Genomic DNA, 19,978 nt, shown 5'->3' on the forward strand with positions numbered 1-19,978 from the left:
ACGGGGGTCTTATGAGCAGAAATGAAATACCGGCTTCTCAATATACGAAAGCAATCGGAAATATAGTGGCAAACATGGATGGAATTTCCTTCCGCTATGGAAAAAAAGAGCCTTATGTATTGGAGAACTTTTCTTTGTCCATTGAAGAGGGGGAGATATTTTGCCTTTTGGGAGAGTCAGGCTGTGGAAAAACAACTTGCTTGCAAATTTTGGGCGGTTTTATTTTTCCGGAATGCGGGAAAGTTACTATAGCGGGGGTGGATTATAGCAGGATTCCGCCGGAAAAACGTCCCGTAGCTACCGTTTTTCAGTCCTACGCTCTTTTTCCGCATTTTTCCGTAATGGAAAATGTGGTATACGGATTGAAGCAGAAGGGAATGAAAAAAAAGACCAGAGAAGATTTAGGAGAGAAATATCTTTCTCTTGTTGGCCTTTCGGGTTACGAAAGTCGAAATGTAACAGAATTAAGCGGAGGACAGCAGCAAAGGGTTGCTCTTGCCAGATCTTTGGCGATTGAGCCGAAATTGCTTCTTCTGGATGAACCTTTAAGTAACTTGGATGCGGGGCTTCGTCAGAAAATTCGTGAAGAATTAAAAATATTGCAAAAGAAACTGGGAATTTCCATGCTTTTTGTAACCCATGATCAAGAAGAGGCTATGGGGCTTGCAAATCGTATCGGTATTATGCGGGAAGGAAAAATACTGCAGATAGGGAGTGGAGAAGATCTTTACCGCAGACCGGTCAGTGACTATGTGCGAGATTTCTTCGGAGAAAGCAACCGTATTTCCTATCAAGGGAAGGACTATATACTTCGTCCGGAGGAAATCGGGATGAAAAATGAAAAGGCTTCCGTACCCTCCCTTTCCGGTGAATTGGGGAAGGAAGAAAATGAAGTCATCTTGGAAGCTACCGTTCTTACCGTGCAATTCCTTGCAATACTGAAGCAATATTATGTAGAGTGGGAAGGACAAAGAATAAAGGTGAAAATTTCTTCTCGCGCTCCTTTTGAAGAAGGAGAGCGCGTTAAGTTGTTTTTTCACAGATTGGAGGAATCATGATTTACTTGGATAATGCGGCAACGAGTCAGAAAAAACCACAGGCGGTTTATGACGCCGTGCTTTATGCCATGGGACATATGGGGAATGCAGGGCGTGCCACGCATGCGGCTTCTCACGGCAGTTCCAAAACCGTTTTTGATACAAGAGCACTTCTGACAAAGTTTTTTCACGGAGACAAGATCTCCAACTGTATCTTTACAAAAAATTCTACGGAAAGTTTGAATATTGCCATTCAAGGGAGTTTGAAAGCCGGAGACCATGTGATTACAACGGTCATGGAACACAATTCGGTTTTGCGTCCGCTTTATGCCATGGAAAAAAGAGGAGTGGAATTATCCTTTTTGCAGTATACGGAAGAGAAAGGCTTGGACTATGACAGTTTGGATTCCCTCCTACAGAAAAATACCAAAGCAATTGTCTGTACCCATGCTTCCAACCTTACCGGGGATATGGTGGACCTGGAGAGGATGGGAGAGTTTGCAAAGAAACACGGACTCCTCTTCATTGTGGATGCATCGCAGACGGCAGGGGTTTATGCAATAGACTGTACAAAGTGGGGAATTTCCATTCTTTGCTTTACCGGACATAAGTCTCTTTTGGGACCGCAGGGAACGGGAGGCATGATTATTGCACCCGGTGTGGAAATCGCACCTCTTAGCTTTGGCGGTACCGGAGTAGAAACCTATAATCCGGAAATGCCCTTGGAAAATCCCAATCATTTAGAAGCCGGAACCTTGAATGGGCACGGGATTGCCGGACTTCATGCCGGAGTGGAATATATTCTGGAGACAGGCATAGATAAGATTCGCAGTATAGAACTGGAGCTTATGGAAAGGATGTACACCGGAATAGTACATCTTCCCGGAATTCGAATCTATGGCAATTTTAAAACCGGGAAGCGCTGTCCCATTCTCAATTTAAATTTATATGACTATGATTCTGCAGTGGTTAGCGATGAGCTTTTTACAAGATTTTCCATAGCGACGCGTTCAGGCGGACACTGCGCTCCGTTGATGCATGAAGCACTAAAGAATGTGAACCAAGGCTCTGTTCGTTTTAGCTTTTCTCACTTTAATACAAAGGAAGAAGTGGATCAGACCATTGAAGCGTTAAGAATTCTCTCCGAAGAAGGATAAAGATGAAAGAAAATACCAATAAATCTCCGGTTTTATTGCGTTTTCACATTAGACAAATGAATTAAAACTCATTATAGTTTAAGGAGTTTGGACTTGATATTACGCATCTGTTGATGGAAAGGAGCGGTACATGAATAAAAAACTGAATTGCATGGGGATGGCTTGTCCTTTGCCTGTAGTAGAGGCTAAAAAGGCGATTGATGCTATGGAAGAAGACGGAATTCTGGAAGTTGAGGTAGATAATCAGACCAGTGTGGAAAATCTTCGTCGTCTGGCAGGAAAGTATGATTTTACGGTGGCGAGTGAAAGCCTTTCCGATAGTCATTTTTTGGTAAAGATGGAAGTCAAGAAAGAGCATGCCTTAAAGGGGAAGGACGAGGGAACCTGCACCGTGGTATTTTCATCCGATAAGATGGGTGAGGGAGAGGAAGAACTCGGAAAAACTTTAATTAAGTCCTTTATTTTTGCTTTGAGTAATGTGGATCCGCTTCCGACCGCTATGGTTTTCTATAATAGAGGAGCTTATCTTACTTCCGAGGATTCTCCGGTTCTTGCCGATTTAAAGAATCTCGAGAAGGCGGGAGTTAAGATTATGACCTGTGGACTTTGCGCAGATTACTATAAGATAAAGGAGAAGCTGGGAGTCGGCATCATTTCCAATATGTATGAGATTGTGGAAACACAGATGCAGTCCCAAAAGATTATTAAGCCGTAATGAGAGAAAAAAAATTACAATTTATATTGAGTTTCAAAAATACCGTGGATGCCTTGGAAATGGAACAAATCGGACAGAAAAGAAATCTTCCGGGGCGCCTGATTCCGCTTCCGTCCGTGATTTCCGCGGGATGCGGACTGGCGTGGACTACGGAGCCTGAGAATAGAGAATTAACCCTTTCCGTCATAAAAGAAGAGGGACTGGAGCCGGCTTCCATGCATGAAATCGTTTTTTAAACGCTTCGGGGTTTGACAGTTTCTCTTTCCTATGATACTATTTTATCCGTTCGCTTTGGAGGTGGATAGGTACCTGGTGAGCCTCCTGGTCTTCAAAACCAGTGTTGGGCGCGTAGAGCGTCCTAGGTGAGTTCGATTCTCACACGCCTTCGCCAAATATCCCGGTAAGTTTACCGTTATAGAAGCTGTCCGTTTTCGGGCGGCTTTTTCTTTATCTAAGAGATAACGTGTGCTATCCATACGGTATTTCGTTTCCTATAAATATTGCAAGAAATGCGGTATTTTGCCTTTGTTAATGTTACATTGTGAAAAAAGTATAAGAATGAGGGAATCCATGAAAATACTAAGTATTTTAGCCCAAAAACCGAGCAGTACCGGGTCCGGTATTTTTTTAACGGAACTCCTGAAGAATTTTCAAAAGATGGGAGAAAAGCAGGCCGTGCTTTACGGCATCGCGAAAGAGGATAAATTGCCTGAGTTTACCGATGTGGAAAGTTATCCTGTATACTATGAATCCGAAGACTTGCCGTTTGCGGTTCTTGGGATGAGTGATGAAATGCCTTATAAAAGTACACGCTATCGTGATATGACACCGGAGATGCTGATGCAGTTTAAGGAAGCCTTTCTCAGGAAAGTAAAAGAAGCCGTGGAGCATTTTCAACCGGATATCATTTTGTGTCATCATCTCTATCTCTTAACAGCAATCATCAGGGAAGCCTTTCCAAGTATTCCGGTTTACGGATTTTGTCATAATACGGATCTTCGGCAGATGGAAAAACATGAATTGATGCGAGATTTTATCAAGGAAAATATACAAAGATTGGATCGCATCTATACTCCTAAGGATGCACAAAAAAAAGAGGTCATGCGGATTTACGGAGTTGAGTCTGCACGAATTCAGAATATTGCTGTCGGCTATAATGCAGAGCGTTTCCACCTTCCGCATGAGAATACCGTATTACGAGACGGGATAGAGAGGCGAAAAGAGATTATTCTGCCATCCGGTGAAAAGTTGCAAAAAGAATATAGTACGGATCTTCTTTTTGCAGGAAAGCTTGGGGAAAAGAAGGGGGTATTTTCCTTACTTCGAGCGGTAGAAATGCTGTACAAGGAGAACAAAAACATTCGTTTATTTCTGGCCGGAGACAACGGAAATACAGTGGAAAAAGAGGCGGTTTATGCTTTGAGAAAGAAATGCAGCTATCCGCTTTATTTTCTGGGGCGTTTAGAACAGGAAGAGCTTGTAAAGTATTATCAGTTTTCCGATGTCTTCACCTTGCCGTCTTTCTTTGATGCTGTACCCCTGACCGCTTTAGAAGCTTTGGCTTGCGGAAATAAGGCGGTATTAAGCGGCCTGGACGGTTTGGAAGAATTTTTCCGGGAAAATTGTCCGGATGCTCCGGTTTTCTTTGCGGAACTGCCGGAAATGGTCAATCAGGACGAGATGCGTGAGGAGGACCAAACTCTATTTGAAAAGCGATTAGAGGAAGTGATACAGAGGGCAATCGTGTATCACTATAGTAAAATGGCATCCCTTTCCCATCTGTCGTGGCTTTCGATCTGCAAAAAAATCATAGAGAAAGCTTAAATTGAACTTATTTATTTTAAGAAATTGTTATGAAATAATTCTTTTTATTGACTTTCTCTATTACTGCAGTAAAATAATTATTTGGAAAAGAAATAAATGGGAGGGTATTTTCCGTACCTTCCCATAAATGTTAGTAAGGGGGAAAGATGAGCGAGATTAAACTGACATCAATGACGAAGCTATCCGGTTGAGCGGCCAAAATAGGTCCCAAGACCCTTGCTCAGGTTGTGAGTAAGTTACCGAAATTTGATTTTGATCCCAAAGTTTTAGTCGGCTTGGATACATCGGATGATGCCGCTGTGTATGAATTGACCGATGAACTTGCCATGATACAGACTGTGGATTTTTTTACGCCGATAGTGGATGACCCGTATATGTTCGGGCAGATTGCCGCTGCAAATGCCTTGTCGGATGTCTATGCCATGGGAGGCATTCCCAAGTTGGCACTCAATATTGTGGGATTTCCGAACTGCCTTTCCCCGGATGTGTTGTCTGAAATCATGAAGGGAGGAGCCGACAAGGTTATGGAAGCCGGAGCCATCCTGATTGGCGGACATTCCATCCAGAATGATGAGCCTTTTTACGGCCTTTGTGTTTCGGGGCTGATTCATCCGTCCAAAGTTTTGAAGAATTATGGTGCTAAACCGGGGGATGTCCTTATTTTAACCAAGCAAATCGGAACAGGCATTATCAATACGGCTGCGAAGGTTTCATTGGCCGACAGTCGTGCGATAGAGGAGGCGACTACCGTTATGGCGAGCTTAAACAGAAAACCGAAGGAAGTGATGGATCGATTTTCGGTACATGCCTGTACGGATATCACCGGATTTGGCCTTTTAGGCCACAGTCTTGAAATGGCGGAGGCAAGCAAGGTTAGTTTTCTTTTGCACAAAAAGGATATTCCGTTTATTGCGGAAAGCTTGGAGTATGCAGAGATGGGACTGGTTCCCGCAGGGGCACATGAAAACAGAAAATTCCAAGAGGAGAAGGTAGAGTTTAAGGGAATAGATACTGCATTTCAGGATATTCTTTTTGATCCGCAATCCTCCGGAGGCCTACTGTACAGTGTCCCGAAGGAAGAAAAGGATGCGGTACTGGAAGCGCTGTGTAAGGCGGATCTTCCAACTCGTTTTTCTTGTATAGGTGAAGTGGTAGAGTTTTCGGGAAAGAATATTTTTGTGGATTAAGGCTTAAACGTGTTTAAACAGGGCATTTGTGCCATTAATAAATAATCATAACCCGCAACAGAAGGAGAGGCAGAATGAACATCAAACAATTAGAGGCATTTGTTCGGATTGTGAAGAACAAGAGCTTTTCTCAAACTGCAAAAGAATTGTATCTGACACAACCGACGGTCAGCTCTTATATCAGCAGTTTAGAGGAAGACCTTGGAGTGCAACTTTTTACCAGAACCACGAAAGAAGTGCATACCACAAGTGAAGGGGAACAGATTTATCTCTATGCCAAGGATATTGTGAATCTTTCGAATAAAATTCGAAATGCGTTTAAAGAAGAACAAAAGGATGATATTAATGAAATCGTGATTTCTTCCTCCAGTATTCCGGGGCAGTATTTACTTCCGGGAATGCTTGCCAATTTCAGTAAGCGTTATCCCAGTACGGAATTTCGGGTACATGAGACAGATAGCAAAGGAGCAGTCAGTGATGTTGCGGAGCATCGTGCAGACATCGGCTTCTGCGGGACGATTGTCCCGAAGATGGCTTGTACGTTCCTTCCTTTTTATGAGGATGAACTCATTTTGATTACACCGAATACTCCGTACTATCAGAAGAAGAAGGACAGTAAGGATCTCAGTTTTCTTGCACAGGCGGATTTTGTGATGCGAGAACAAGGATCCGGTACCAAACAGGAAGCCTTGAAGATTTTACAGCAAAACGGCATGAATTTGGACAATATGAAGGTGGTAGCCCGCTTTGCGAATACCGGTGCGGTACTTCTTTCCGTGAAAGAAGGTGTAGGGGTTGCTATTGTTTCTAAGCTTGCCGCACGTTCGGAGATTAAAAATCAGGAAGTACTGGACTTTCCTTTACAGGAAGGCGGTTACTTCAGAAAAATATACATGGTCAGCAATTCCAATTATCCCTTAAGTAAAAGAGCAAAGCTTTTTATGCAAATGATTCAAAATCATGTGGATAAAAGAAAAATATTGTAGTTCGTATGAATGGAATTCCGAAGTTTCTACAAGAGGAGAGAATCTTATTGATTGTAATTGCTTGTCAAGGCACTGTGCTTACTCGGAGGAAAAATGAAACAAAACTACAAGCTTCTGCTTAGCTATGACGGTTCACGATACTTTGGCTTTGAAAGACAGAAGGATCAGGAATTGACCATACAGGGGAAATTGGAGGCGGTGCTCACGGCAATGCCCAGAAACGATACAGATCGGGTGGAGACTTTTTCTGCAGGACGGACGGATGCCGGTGTGCATGCCAGGGGAATGTGTTGCCACGTATTTTTGGACACGGACTTCTCCGAAGAAGAAATACAGAACTATTGTAATCATTATCTTCCGGAGGATATTGCGGTTCATTCCCTTAAAAAAGCAAGTGAACGGTTTCACGCCAGGTATCTTGCAACAGGAAAAATCTATCGTTATTCCTGCCATACCGGCAAAAACAAAGAGGTTTTCGAAAGAAAGTACCTTTATCATCTGGAGGAAGAACCGGATATCGCAGCAATGCAAAAGGCGGCGGAGTTTCTTATCGGAGAGAAGGATTTTAAGTCTTTTTGCGGAAATCCGAAGATGAAGAAGTCTACGGTAAGGAAGATTTTCAATATTGACATCAAAAAGAACGGCTCTGTGTTACGCTTTTATTTTCACGGAAGCGGATTTTTGCAATATCAAATCAGAATCATGGTGGGAACCCTTTTGGAAGTGGGATTCCATAAAAGAAAAGCGGAAGAGGTGGAAGAGATTCTTTTGGCAAAAGACAGAACGAGAGCGGGGTATACCGCTCCGGCCAAGGGCCTATGTCTTATGAAAGTGGAATATGATTAGTCTGTCAAGACGGCGGGGGTTCTTCCTTTAACTATTCGGTACATTTTAATTCTTAACAAGTGGCTAAGGCGAAGCCTGAGACATCTTGTTTGCAACCGGGAAACAGACATAAAAGGAGATTTTTTTGAAAAAACAAATTTTACTATCCCTTGGAGTTTCATTACTCAGTATGATCTCTCTGGTTTTATTGGTTCTGACCTTTATGGAAGGCCGTTTTTTTCCGGGAACTATGGTAAATCAGGTCGATCTTTCTCTTATGAAACGGGAGGAGGCTGCTGCTTACTTTTCCAAGTGGAAGCGGGACGAGTTCAAGCTTTATATCATGGATAAGGACGGGAATTCGGAAGCATTGGAAGGGAAGGATATTCATTTAAGCTATGAGCCTGATTTTTCAGAGATTCCGAAATTAGATTCGTTTTATATTCTGTTTTCTCTCGGAAAAAAGAAAGACTATCCTTTAAAAGGAAAGCTGCAATATGATGAGAGTGCCTTAGAGGAGTATGTGAAGAATTATGCGGCTTCACATAGTACGGAAGAAGCGCCGAGAGCGATGTTTTTAAGCGGATATGTACCGGGAGCGGGATATTTGCTCGGTGCAGAGAGGCCGGGCGGGAAAATCTCTGAAGAAGCGCTTCAAAATGCTATAAAGTCCGCCATTGCAGAAGGAAAAAATCAAATTAAATTGGCAGATGCCGGAGTTTACCCGAAGGCGGAAAACGCGGAAAACCTGGAGAATCTTAAAGAGGAGAAGAACAACGCCCTTCCCGGAATCATTCGATATAATTTTTCGGGTGAAGTGATAGAACTGAATAGCGATACTACGCTGAGTTGGTTTAAAGACGGCGGAACGGAACTGGATATCGGCCGGGTGAAGCAGTATGTGAAAAATTTGAAAAATTATACCGACACCAGCGGAACAGAGAGAAGCTTTCTGACAGAGGATGGCAGAATCTTATCCTTGGGCGGAAAATACGGCTTTTCTTTATCGGAAAAGAAGGAAATAAAAAAACTGACGGATAGTCTTCTTATGAGAGAAAACATTATTCGGGATGCGGAATATGATATGGTTGCGCTTGCCCGCGGTGCAGAAGATATCGGGAATACTTATGTTGAAGTGGATATCGGAAGACAAAAGATATTCTACTATGAGGACGGTGTTTTACAGCTCAGTTCCGATTGTGTTACCGGAAACCTGGCAAGACGAAACGGTACTCCGGACGGAATTTATGCTTTAAGTTATAAGGCTAAAAATGCGACCTTAAAGGGACCGGATTATGAGACGAAAGTCAATTACTGGATGCCTTTTAACCGGGGAATCGGATTCCATGACGCTTTATGGAGAAATCGTTTTGGTGGAAAGATTTATCAAAATGCCGGTTCGCACGGTTGCATTAATCTGCCTTTTTCCAGTGCAGAGAATTTGTACCAAAAGGTTTATCAAGGAATTCCTGTAGTTTGTCATTTTTAAAGAAAGAGCAGAGGGGGATTGTGGAAGAAATACAGCAAAAGCAGAGAGAGGAAGAGAAGAAATCCTACGGGAAGAAAAGAAAAAGCCTTTTAGGGATTTTTTTAACGGTTCTCCCTCTCATTTTAGGCGCCCTTGTCGTATTTTTGCTTTACCGCTACGGAAAGCAAGTAATCAGAGAACGGGATACGCATAACGAGGCTTTGATCCATGAGGCGGCACAGGCGCCTTCCGATGCAGACTATAGCGGGGCATTATTTGAAAAACTGAAAAATGGAGAAGAACTTCGAATCCTTCTTTTAGGAGATGGAGATCTTCATTCCGACTCCGTAAGCCTTACGGCACTCAAAAGCAAACTGGAAAAGGACTCTGGCGGAAAAATCGTTTTTGAAGAAGCTGAGCTTCCGGATAATGCAACTTCTCTTTCAGGCTATCTTATTCTGAAAGGTGAGGGGAGTGGCACGAATCTTTCTTCCAATCCGGATTTGATTGTTCTTTCTTTTGGCAATTATGATGAGCCCTATACCTTTCCTTATTACTATGAATTACTTCTTAGGACAGTGATGGAGAACTATTCCGAGGCATCCATCCTTCCGATTATTTCCTATAAAGCGCTGAGCCCGGAGGGCTATAGCAAGGATAATGCCATGGTTCTGCAGAATATCAGTAGCCATTATGGCATAGAGCCCCTGAATTTTGCAGCGGTTTTGGCAAAGCAGGAAGAGCATCCCGATTCCGTTATGGAAAATCAGGAAGAATTTCAACGCTTTCAGGAAAAATACTTTGTATCGGCCATGATTTCCGCTATGGAAACGGTAAAGAAGGGTGAAGAGGCGTCACCGATTAATCCTATTTTAGAAGAGGGTAGGGAGTGCATAGCGATTCCCAGGTCTTTGTGGAAGGATTATGGGACGACAGCCCTGCTTCTTTCTGAAGAAGAATTGGAAAAACTATCCTTAAAGGGGAGACATGGGATGCTGGCTTTATCTACTGCATTACATGCAGGAGAAAATAAAGGAAATCTCTATGTAGACGGTATTTTGGAGGGAAATTATTCTTTAACAGGAGAATCCTACCTGGGCATTCTTTCAAGAGATGTCAGTATGCGACAGCAATGTATCTTGAACTTTGAGACGGAAGAAGAAAAAAATAATTTTCAAAGTCTTTACTTTCTCTCTCCGATACCGCTGGAAAAAGGATTAAAAAACGGGACAGTATTACCGTTACCTGAAATTACAGCGGAAAGTAGCCAAGAGATGCCTTCCGAAACAGCCGTTCCGGAAGAAAGCAGTACCGATAGGCAAACGCAGGAAAAAAATTCCGATGCAGAGAATAAAGTGGAAGAGAAAACAAATACAATGGAAGGAAGTACGGAAGAACTGATCGGCATTTATGATGGAGATGCCCATTCATAAGGAATATCTTTCGTAAAGTCTGCGGAACTCTTATGAAGCCTATCCGTGAAACATACGGAGTTCATTTATCGGAGATAAAAGATGTATGATGAAGAAATTCGGGAGGAACTGTTCTTCTTTCTGGAAGAGAGATATGGAAAGAGCCGGGTAATCGAGGAAAAGGTAATCGGAAAGGCACGAGCAGACTGTGTACTGATTACGGAAAACGCTTTTATCGGAGTGGAAATAAAATCCGACCATGATACATATCAAAGGCTTTCCGAGCAAGTAAAACAGTATAATTCTTTTTTTGACTACAATATTCTTGTTGTAGGAACAAAGCATGCACACAGTGCCAAGGATCATGTCCCTCCGTTTTGGGGAATTATCACGGTAGAGGAGGTGGAGGGAAAAGCGGATTTCTATCCATTAAGAAAAGAAGAACGAAATCCTTATCGTGACTACGCAAAGAAAGGAAGCCTGCTTTGGAAAGAAGAACTTGTTTCCATTCTGAAAAAGTTTGGCTTTCCTCTTTACAGGCAAAAGTCCAAAAAAGTTCAGTTTTCCTATTTAAAAGAGAGATTATCCGAGGAAGAACTGGACCGGGAGATGTCTTTTCAGCTTTTAGAACGGACATATCCGGAGGGAGAGGCTCTGTGGACACAAAAAAAGAGAAGGAGAAGAAAACGTAAGCCCAATTTACTGGTTAGCCATGTTTTAAAGCGAAAAAAACAGAAAAGATAAAGCGGAAGGGTAAGGATTGCACTCTGCCCTTCTTTTTTGTATAGTTAGGAAGGTGATTTTTGGCAAAGAGAGAGGGAATAGCAAATGGATGAGTTGGAAATAATGCAAAGCTTAAAGGTGAAGTTTCAAGAGCTTTTTGGAGACAGCGAAAACGCCCGTTTCTTTTTTGCTCCCGGAAGAGTGAATTTAATAGGGGAGCATACGGATTATAATGGCGGTCATGTTTTTCCCTGTGCCCTTTCCATGGGAACGTATGCATGTGTAAAGAAAAGACAGGACGGGCTCTTCCGCTTTTATTCCTTGAATGTTGAAAGCGCAGGCGTGATTATCGCTGATGAAAATAGTTTTCAACCCCTGGAGGATAAGCAGTGGGCGAGTTATTTAAAGGGCGTGATTTGGGCATTTCGGAAGAGAGGATATAGCCTTCCGGAAGGACTTGACGTGGTTTTATATGGCAATATCCCAAATGGCTCAGGATTATCTTCCTCCGCGTCGCTGGAAGTTTTAATGGGGACGATTTTAAAAGAATTTTACGGACTCAGCGTAAGTTTTCCGGAGATTGCCTTAATCGGACAATACAGTGAAAACAATTACAACGGTATGAACTGCGGTATTATGGATCAATTTGCCTCTGCAATGGGAAAGAAGGATCATGCCATTTTCCTCGATACGGCAAGCCTGGAATTCAGTTATGCTCCGCTTGTTTTAACGGAGTATGCCCTTATTATTACCAATACGAACAAAAAACATAAACTCATCGGTTCCGCTTACAACGATAGAAGAAGAGAATCCGAGGAGGCTTTGGAAATATTACAACAGTTTGCGGAGATTAAAACTTTAGGGGATTTATCGGATGAGGAATTTTTCCGTTTGGAGGAAAAAATCAAGGATCCGATTATACGGAAAAGAGCCAAGCATGCCGTACTGGAGAACAATCGTACCATTGCTGCAAAGAAGGCCTTGGAAGAAGGAAATTATATCGAGTTTGGAAGACTGATGAATCTTTCCCATGTTTCTCTCCGGGATGACTATGAGGTATCCTGTGAAGAATCGGATCTTCTTTGTGAGACGGCATGGTCTCTCCCTTATGTTCTGGGCTCTCGTATGACCGGTGGAGGCTTCGGAGGCTGTACTGTATCCTTGGTAAAGCGCGATAAAATTAAGGACTTTGAAGAAGAACTTCAGAAGGTGTACGAGCCGAAAATCGGTTATCCCTGCAGCTTCTATGAGGCGGAGATAGCAGACGGACCGAGAGAACTAAACTTTTAAAATGTGCTGCGTTTGACGATAAAAGGGTAGAAATAGAATTTTAACGGATTGAAAAGGAGAAGAGAATGAAGATTTTAGTATCCGGAGGAGCGGGTTATATCGGGTCTCACACACTGATTGAACTTTTGGAAAGCGGCTATGAGGTAGTGGCCTTTGACAATTTCTATAATTCCAGCCCTAAGGCGATTGAGAGAGTTAAGGAAATTACAGGGAAGGATTTTGCTTTTTACGAAGCGGACATGCTGGATAAGGAAGCCTTGAGAAAGATTTTTAAGGAGCATCCGGATATTTCCGCAACGATTCATTTTGCCGGATTGAAGGCGGTGGGAGAGTCTGTGGCTAAGCCGATTCTTTACTACCATGACAATTTCCTCGGAACCTTGAATCTTGTAGAAGTGATGGACGAGGCGGGATGCAAGAATATTATTTTCTCTTCCTCCGCAACCGTTTACGGAGACCCTGCAGAGATTCCCATTACGGAAAATTGCCCGAAAGGAACCTGTACCAATCCTTATGGCTGGACCAAGTGGGTACAGGAACAGATTTTAACCGATTTACAGAAGGCAAAGCCGGAGTGGAATGTTATCCTGCTTCGCTATTTTAATCCGATTGGCGCCCATATTTCCGGAAAAATAGGGGAAGACCCCAAGGGAATTCCGAATAACCTCCTTCCCTATGTGGCAAAGGTCGCATCCGGCGCTCTGGAAAAGGTGCATGTTTACGGAAACGACTACGATACAAAGGACGGCACCGGAGTCCGCGATTATATCCATGTAGTGGACCTTGCAAAAGGCCATGTGAAGGCAATCGAGAGATTGGCAAAGAATGACGGTGTCTTTGTTTGCAACCTCGGAACCGGAAAGGGATACTCCGTTTTAGAGATCATCCATGCCTTTGAAAAAGCCTCAGGAAAAGAAATTCCTTACGTAATTGACGGAAGAAGAGCAGGAGATATTGCGACCTGTTATTCCAGCCCGGAAAAAGCGGAGAAGGAACTGAACTGGCGCGCGGAAAAAGGAATCGAAGAAATGTGTGAAGACGCGTGGCGCTGGCAGTCGAGGAATCCAAACGGCTATAATTCTTGATAGAGGATAAAAAGAAAGACGGCCTTCAAGGATGTTTTTAGTGAAGGCTCATCTTTTTATGCAGAAGAATTTTGCTTAGAAGGAAAAGAACAGCATGTGAGGCATACGAGGTGCCGCTTTTTACATGGCGGTATTTCATGCATAATTGCAAAAGCACGATATACGTTTAGCAGCAAGGAGCAGGAATGGAAGAAGTTTTAGAACAGCTTTTAGCGTACGGAGAATATACCGGTTTAATAGAGAAGGAAGATACAATCTACTGCTACAACAGTCTGGCAGGTCTTCTTGCCTTTGAACCTAAGGCTTGTAACGAAGAACATATCAAAGAAGAAATTAAAAAAATCAAAAAGGAAGAGTTGGAATCCGGAGAATATCTGGAGATAGTTTTACAAGAAATCTTGGAATATGCCTTGACAAAAGGCATAATAGAAGACGACAGTACGGTGACAAAGGATCTTTTTGATACACGGGTTATGGGAATTCTGACAGACAGACCATCCAATATCCAAAGCAGATTTTTTGAGAAATACAGTAGTTCTCCGAAGGAGGCTACCGAATATTTTTATAAGTTCAGTCAGGATAATGACTATATCCGCCGCTATCGTATTAAAAAAGACATTCGTTATAAGGTAGAGAGTCCATACGGGGAACTGGATATCACGATTAACTTAAGTAAGCCCGAAAAGGATCCGAAGAAGATTGCTCTTCTGGGAAAAACGGTTTCTCACTCCTATCCTGCCTGCATGCTTTGCAAGGAAAGTGAGGGGTATTTCGGGCGTCTTGATTTTCCGGCAAGAGAAAATCATAGAATTATCCCCGTAAAGCTTTCCGGAGAAAATTTTTATTTTCAGTATTCTCCCTATGTGTACTACAACGAGCATTGCATTGTTTTCCACGAAGAGCATAAGCCGATGAAGATAGATTCTGCTGTTTTCGGAAAGCTCTTCTCCTTTGTGGAGCAGTTCCCACACTATTTCCTGGGCTCCAATGCAGACCTTCCTATTGTGGGCGGTTCCATTCTTTCTCATGAGCACTTTCAGGGTGGAAACTATTCTTTCCCTATGGAAAAGGCGGGGCTACGGGAGGAGTTTAGTCTGGAGAAATTTCCTGATTTACAGTTCGGGATTGTCAACTGGCCGATGTCCGTTATCCGTTTAAGCGGAAAAGATAAGGAACGCTGTGCTGAGGCAGCAAGCTTTATTTTAGATCGATTCCGAAGCTATAGCGATGAAAGCCTTTCCATTCTTTCCCATACGGGAGACACGCCGCACAACACGATTACCCCGATAGCGAGAAAGCGCGGAGAGCTTTTTGAGCTGGATCTGGTGCTTCGAAATAACAGGACGACAGAGGAGCATCCTTTGGGGCTTTTCCATCCTCATGAGGAGCGGCATCATATCAAGAAGGAAAATATCGGCTTAATAGAGGTTATGGGGCTTGCCGTTTTACCGGCCAGACTTCGTACGGAGCTTTCCAATCTGGGAGAAGCGATTTTGGAAAATAGAGAAATCTCTTCCGATCCCGTTCTCGGAAAGCATTACAACTTTTCTCAAGAAATCCGGAAAAAATATCAAAACATTACCAAGGACACAGTGGAAGAAATAGTAAGAGCAGAGGTCGGAAAGGTATTCCTCATGGTACTTCGTGATGCCGGAATCTTTAAAGAAGATGAGGCGGGAAAAGAAGGATTCAGAAGATTTATTGCAAGTCTTTCCTAAATATGCAATTATAAATGGATCTGTAAAAAAACTTCTTTATGCTATGGAGGTCCGTTGCGGGGCACGCTCTCGCTAACCTCGCAACGGACCTCCATAGCACTAAAAACGTCATTTTTATTTTTTTATATCCCATTTATGATTACATTTTCCTAAGGAGCAATACCATTTTTGTTAAATCACGATAGAAGCGGTTTGGATAGTTAAAGGAGCAAGATGGCAAAGAATTACAATGCAGACAGTATTACGGTTTTGGAGGGCTTAGAGGCTGTACGAAGAAGACCGGGAATGTATATCGGTTCCATCGGGAGTCGGGGCTTAAATCATTTAATTTACGAAATTTTAGACAATTCCGTGGATGAGCACCTGGCCGGTTACGGAACGGAAATCGATGTAACACTCGGAAAAGACGGCTCCTGTACGATTCGTGATAAGGGTAGAGGAATCCCGGTAGACCGCCATCAAAAGGGAATTTCCGCGGAAAGAATTGTGATGACTACCCTACATGCCGGCGGAAAGTTTGACAACTCAAGTTATAAAACTTCCGGTGGTCTGCACGGTGTAGGCTCTTCCGTTGTCAATGCTTTATCAAAATATATGCGTGTTCGGGTTTTTCAGGACGGAAAAATCTATGAGGATGAATACAGCAGGGGCATACCTACGAAAGAGCTTGTAGACGGCCTTCTTCCGGTAGTCGGAAAGACCAGAGAGACGGGAACGGAAACCTGTTTCATCCCGGACGATATGATTTTTGAGAAGACGCGCTTTAAGGAGGATTGGCTGAAATCCCGCCTGCATGAGACGGCTTACTTAAACCCGAATCTGCATCTCTTCTTTAGAGACGAAAGAGGAGATGAGCCGGTAGAAATCGAGTATTACGAGCCAAATGGGATTGTTTCCTTTGTGGAAGAGCTGGTAAAGGATTCCGAGAAGGCGGTGACTCCCGTAATTTATTTTAAAGGAAAGAGTGAGAAAACCGAGCTCGAGTGTGCTTTTCAGTTTACGGACAGCTTTGAGGAAAATATTCTGGGATTTTGTAACGGGATTTACACCGTAGAGGGCGGAACCCATATTGTGGGCTTTAAAACGAAGTTCTTGCAGCTTATCAACGGCTATGCAAGACAGCTTGGTGTTTTAAAGGAGAAGGACCAGAATTTTACCGGGGCGGACAGCAGAAACGGTATGGTGGCCGTGCTTTCCGTGAAATACCCGGAGCCTGTTTTTGAAGGACAGACGAAGACGAAGCTTGCTTCTTTGGAGGCAGCCAAAGAGGTTTCCCAGATTACGGGAGAGGAGCTCGAGCGTTTCTTTGACCGCAATGTGGAAATCGTAAAGGCGATTCTTGCCTGTGCGGAGAAATCCGCAAAAATCAGAAAGCAGGAGGAAAGGGCCAAGGTCAATCTTCTTTCCAAGTCAAAGTACAGTTTTGACTCAAACGGAAAGCTTGCGAACTGCATTTCCAAAAATGCGGAAGAATGTGAGATTTTCATCGTGGAGGGAGACAGTGCGGGCGGTTCGGCAAAGACTTCCCGAAACCGTCACACACAGGCTATCCTTCCCCTACGAGGCAAAATCTTAAATGTGGAGAAGGCTTCCATGGATAAGGTTCTTGCCAATGCGGAAATTAAGACGATGATCAATGCCTTTGGCTGCGGTTTTTCTGAGGGCTATGGCAATGACTTTGATATAACAAAGCTTCGATACCATAAGATTATTCTGATGACGGATGCCGATGTCGACGGCAGTCATATTGATACCCTGCTCCTGACCTTCTTCTACCGCTTTATGCCGGAGCTTATTCAGGAAGGGCATATCTATGTTTCCATGCCGCCTCTCTATCTTGTGAGTCCGATAAAAAAGACAGAGAAGCCGCAGTATCTCTATGACGAAAGAGCTTTAACGGAGTATCAGAAGAAGCACGGCACGGAAGGCTATGATTTGAAGCGCTTTAAGGGACTGGGAGAAATGAATCCGAAGGAACTTTGGGACACGACTTTAAACCCGGAAAACCGAGTGTTAAAGCGGGTGGAAATAGAGGATGCCAAGCTTGCTTCTCAGGTTACCACCATGCTTATGGGGGCTGAAGTGGCACCTAGAAGAGAATTTATATTTACGCACGCAAGAGAAGCGGAAATCGATACATAGAATAAAGGATAAAATATGGCAGAACAAATCTTAAGCACGGAATATTCCGAGGAGATGCAGAAATCTTACTTAGACTATTCCATGAGCGTTATAACGAGCAGAGCCGTTCCGGATATCCGGGACGGCTTAAAGCCGGTGCAAAGAAGGGTGCTTTTCGATATGGGAGAGCTTCGCGTCTTCCATGACCGCCCGACCTTAAAGTCCGCAAGAATCTGCGGTGATACCATGGGTAAATATCATCCGCACGGAGACAGCTCGATTTACGAAACCTTGGTCGTGATGGCGCAGGATTTTAAGCGTATGCAGGCACTTATCGAGGGACAGGGAAACTTCGGATCCATTGAAGGAGATTCCGCAGCGGCTCCCAGATATACGGAGGCAAGACTGGAAGCCTTTACGGAAAAAGCCATGCTTGAGGACCTAAGCCTTTCCGTGCCGTTTCAGCCAAACTATGATGGGAAGCTCCTTGAGCCGGAGGTTCTTCCCGCAAAGATTCCGTATTTTCTTTTAAACGGTTCCGAGGGAATCGCGGTAGGCATGACCACCTCTACTCCCTCTCACAATCTGGCGGAGCTGATCAACCTGATTCTCGCCTACATGAAAAATCCGGAGATGAGCTTGGAAGAAATGCTTCGCATCATGCCGGGACCGGACTTTCCTACGGGAGGAATGGTTGCCAATAAAGATGATTTAGCGGAAATCTACGCTACGGGACAGGGAAAGCTTCGTCTTCGCGGGAAGCTCGTTTTTGAGAAAAAACAGGGAAAAAACGATAGAGACAAGCTCGTCATTACGGAAATTCCGTATACTATGGTCGGTGCCGGAATCAGTAAGTTTATGCAGGACGTCGCAGGTCTTTGCGATGAGAAGAAGATTACGGATATTACGGATATATCGAACCAGTCCGGAGAGCAGGGGATTCGCATTGTCCTTGAATTAAAGAGCAATGCGGACATAGAGAAGATTGAAAATATTCTCTACAAGAAAACCAAACTCGAGGACAGCTTTCCGGTCAATATGCTGGCTATCGCAAAGGGCAGGCCGGAAACCCTTTCCTTAAAGCGTGTCTTGGAAGAGTATCTTTCCTTCCAGGAGGAGCGGATTCATTCCAAGTTCGGAAAACTTCTGGAAAAGGAAGAGAAGAAAAAGGAAATTGAAGAAGGACTCATTAAGGCAGTGGATGTGATTGATGCCATTATTGCCCTTCTTCGCGGTGCAAAGAGCCAAAAGGAAGCGAAGATTGCCCTGATGCAGGGAGACAGTTCGGTTCTGCAATTAAAGGACAGGGATCTCATTTTCCTAAAGGATATTGAGAGCTTTTCCTTTAGCGAAGTGCAGGCGCAGGCCATTCTCGACATGCGACTTTCGAAGCTCATCGGCTTGGAAATTTTGTCTCTGCAAAAGTCCTATAGAGAAACCTTGAAAAATATAAAGAACTATAAGGCGATTGTATCTTCCAAGGAAGTGCTGTATAAGCATCTTGAGGAAGAGCTCCTTTCTATTCGAGAGGAGTTCGGAAGAAAGAGAAGGACGGAGATTCGGAACGCGGAAGAAGCCGTTTATGATGAAAATGCCATTGAAGAAATGGATCTTTTCTTTGTGCAGGATCGCTTCGGCTACGGAAAGCTTTTGGAGCCGCAGGTTTACCAGAGAAATAAGGAAAGCATAGAGGCGGATTATCCCTTTATTCTTTCCTGTAAGAATACGGATCGTCTACTCTTCTTTACGAGTGAGGGGAATCTCCATCAGGTTAAGGTTTTGGACTATCCCTTGGCAAAATTCAAGGATAAGGGTATCCCCCTGGATAACCTCAGTAAATTCTCCTCGGATAAGGAGATTGTGCTTTCCGTATTTGCAAAGACTGCGCTTTTACAGGAAACCTTACTTTTCTTAAGCAGAAACGGTTATGGAAAAAGGGTAGAGGGCGCGGAATTCGATACGCAAAATCGTCTGGTGCAGGCAACGAAGCTGGTGGATGACAGTTTAGTAGCTGTCCTTCCCGTAAAGGCGGAGGAACAGCTCGTTTTGGAGTCCGAGGATTCCTTCTTCCTGCGTTTCCCGGTAGAGGAGCTTCCTGTGCAGAAAAAGACCGCAAGGGGCGTCTGTGCCATGAGCCTTAGGAAGGGAGACAGCGTAAAGTCGGTTTACCTTCTTTCCGAGCAGACTGAGTTGAAGCTTTCCGGAAAAAATCTGTCCTTGTCGAGACTGAAGCTCGCAAAGCGCGGAGGAAAAGGGGCAAAACACAGTTAAAGGGATTTTCTCTTTAGAGGGAGCATGATACAATAAAAAAGTTGGCATACTGAAGTTAACGAAAAATGATAAAAGGTTCAAGCGTAAAAGCAGTATTGTTTAAAGCTTGCAGGGCAATCTTTTGCAAAGTATAGCCGTGTAAAGTAAAAATGTAAGAAG

The 19,978-nt window shown here is 43.6% G+C and carries 16 protein-coding genes and 1 tRNA gene; all 17 read left to right on the forward strand.

The window, feature by feature from the left end; translation table 11 throughout:
• The first annotated feature begins 11 nt into the window (after positions 1-11).
• Positions 12-1,058: an ABC transporter ATP-binding protein gene (locus HMPREF9624_RS01430; RefSeq protein WP_009536219.1), complete on the forward strand. Its 1,047-nt coding sequence runs from the start codon at positions 12-14 to the stop codon at positions 1,056-1,058.
• Positions 1,055-2,194, forward strand: a complete 1,140-nt coding sequence (locus HMPREF9624_RS01435; protein ID WP_009536220.1) for an aminotransferase class V-fold PLP-dependent enzyme — start codon at positions 1,055-1,057, stop codon at positions 2,192-2,194. Before HMPREF9624_RS01430 ends, HMPREF9624_RS01435 begins: the two co-directional genes overlap by 4 nt.
• 130 nt (positions 2,195-2,324) lie before the next feature.
• The gene (yedF, locus tag HMPREF9624_RS01440) at positions 2,325-2,909 is read left to right on the forward strand and encodes a sulfurtransferase-like selenium metabolism protein YedF (RefSeq protein WP_009536221.1); all 585 of its coding nucleotides are present in this window, start codon (positions 2,325-2,327) and stop codon (positions 2,907-2,909) included.
• The gene (locus tag HMPREF9624_RS01445; RefSeq protein ID WP_009536222.1) at positions 2,909-3,145 is read left to right on the forward strand and encodes a DUF3343 domain-containing protein; all 237 of its coding nucleotides are present in this window, start codon (positions 2,909-2,911) and stop codon (positions 3,143-3,145) included. The genes yedF and HMPREF9624_RS01445 overlap by 1 nt, the downstream gene beginning before the upstream one ends.
• A 57-nt stretch (positions 3,146-3,202) precedes the next feature.
• A tRNA-Sec gene (locus HMPREF9624_RS11705) sits at positions 3,203-3,300 on the forward strand.
• 179 nt (positions 3,301-3,479) lie between these two features.
• Positions 3,480-4,733 (forward strand): glycosyltransferase family 4 protein, encoded by a 1,254-nt coding sequence (locus tag HMPREF9624_RS01450; RefSeq protein WP_009536223.1) that lies wholly within the window; start codon positions 3,480-3,482, stop codon positions 4,731-4,733.
• A 146-nt stretch (positions 4,734-4,879) separates the two neighbouring features.
• On the forward strand, positions 4,880-5,920 hold the full coding sequence (gene selD / locus HMPREF9624_RS01455) for a selenide, water dikinase SelD (protein WP_081465276.1): 1,041 nt from the start codon (positions 4,880-4,882) through the stop codon (positions 5,918-5,920).
• 74 nt (positions 5,921-5,994) lie between these two features.
• A complete protein-coding gene (locus HMPREF9624_RS01460) occupies positions 5,995-6,906 on the forward strand; it encodes a selenium metabolism-associated LysR family transcriptional regulator (RefSeq protein ID WP_009536225.1) in 912 nt (303 codons plus the stop codon).
• Positions 6,907-6,999: 93 nt separating this feature from the next.
• Positions 7,000-7,752 carry a tRNA pseudouridine(38-40) synthase TruA gene (truA, locus tag HMPREF9624_RS01465; protein WP_009536226.1) on the forward strand — a complete coding sequence of 251 codons (753 nt, stop codon included), beginning with the start codon at positions 7,000-7,002 and terminating at the stop codon, positions 7,750-7,752.
• Between the two features lie 124 nt (positions 7,753-7,876).
• On the forward strand, positions 7,877-9,220 hold the full coding sequence (locus HMPREF9624_RS01470; protein WP_009536227.1) for a L,D-transpeptidase family protein: 1,344 nt from the start codon (positions 7,877-7,879) through the stop codon (positions 9,218-9,220).
• Between the two features lie 20 nt (positions 9,221-9,240).
• Positions 9,241-10,632, forward strand: a complete 1,392-nt coding sequence (locus HMPREF9624_RS01475) for a hypothetical protein (protein WP_009536228.1) — start codon at positions 9,241-9,243, stop codon at positions 10,630-10,632.
• 81 nt (positions 10,633-10,713) lie between these two features.
• Positions 10,714-11,355, forward strand: coding sequence for a sce7726 family protein (locus HMPREF9624_RS01480; protein ID WP_009536229.1), 642 nt, complete (start codon positions 10,714-10,716; stop codon positions 11,353-11,355).
• Positions 11,356-11,439: 84 nt separating this feature from the next.
• The gene (locus HMPREF9624_RS01485) at positions 11,440-12,624 is read left to right on the forward strand and encodes a galactokinase (protein WP_009536230.1); all 1,185 of its coding nucleotides are present in this window, start codon (positions 11,440-11,442) and stop codon (positions 12,622-12,624) included.
• A gap of 65 nt (positions 12,625-12,689) precedes the next feature.
• Positions 12,690-13,709, forward strand: coding sequence for a UDP-glucose 4-epimerase GalE (galE, locus tag HMPREF9624_RS01490; protein ID WP_009429595.1), 1,020 nt, complete (start codon positions 12,690-12,692; stop codon positions 13,707-13,709).
• 185 nt (positions 13,710-13,894) lie between these two features.
• Positions 13,895-15,427 (forward strand): UDP-glucose--hexose-1-phosphate uridylyltransferase, encoded by a 1,533-nt coding sequence (locus tag HMPREF9624_RS01495; protein ID WP_009536231.1) that lies wholly within the window; start codon positions 13,895-13,897, stop codon positions 15,425-15,427.
• A gap of 213 nt (positions 15,428-15,640) precedes the next feature.
• A complete protein-coding gene (locus HMPREF9624_RS01500) occupies positions 15,641-17,569 on the forward strand; it encodes a DNA gyrase/topoisomerase IV subunit B (RefSeq protein ID WP_009536232.1) in 1,929 nt (642 codons plus the stop codon).
• Between the two features lie 15 nt (positions 17,570-17,584).
• Positions 17,585-19,819, forward strand: coding sequence for a DNA gyrase/topoisomerase IV subunit A (locus HMPREF9624_RS01505; protein ID WP_009536233.1), 2,235 nt, complete (start codon positions 17,585-17,587; stop codon positions 19,817-19,819).
• The last annotated feature ends 159 nt before the right edge of the window (positions 19,820-19,978 follow it).

The sequence above is a fragment of the Oribacterium asaccharolyticum ACB7 genome (genome assembly GCF_000238075.1).
In the GTDB taxonomy this organism is placed as follows: domain Bacteria; phylum Bacillota; class Clostridia; order Lachnospirales; family Lachnospiraceae; genus Oribacterium; species Oribacterium asaccharolyticum.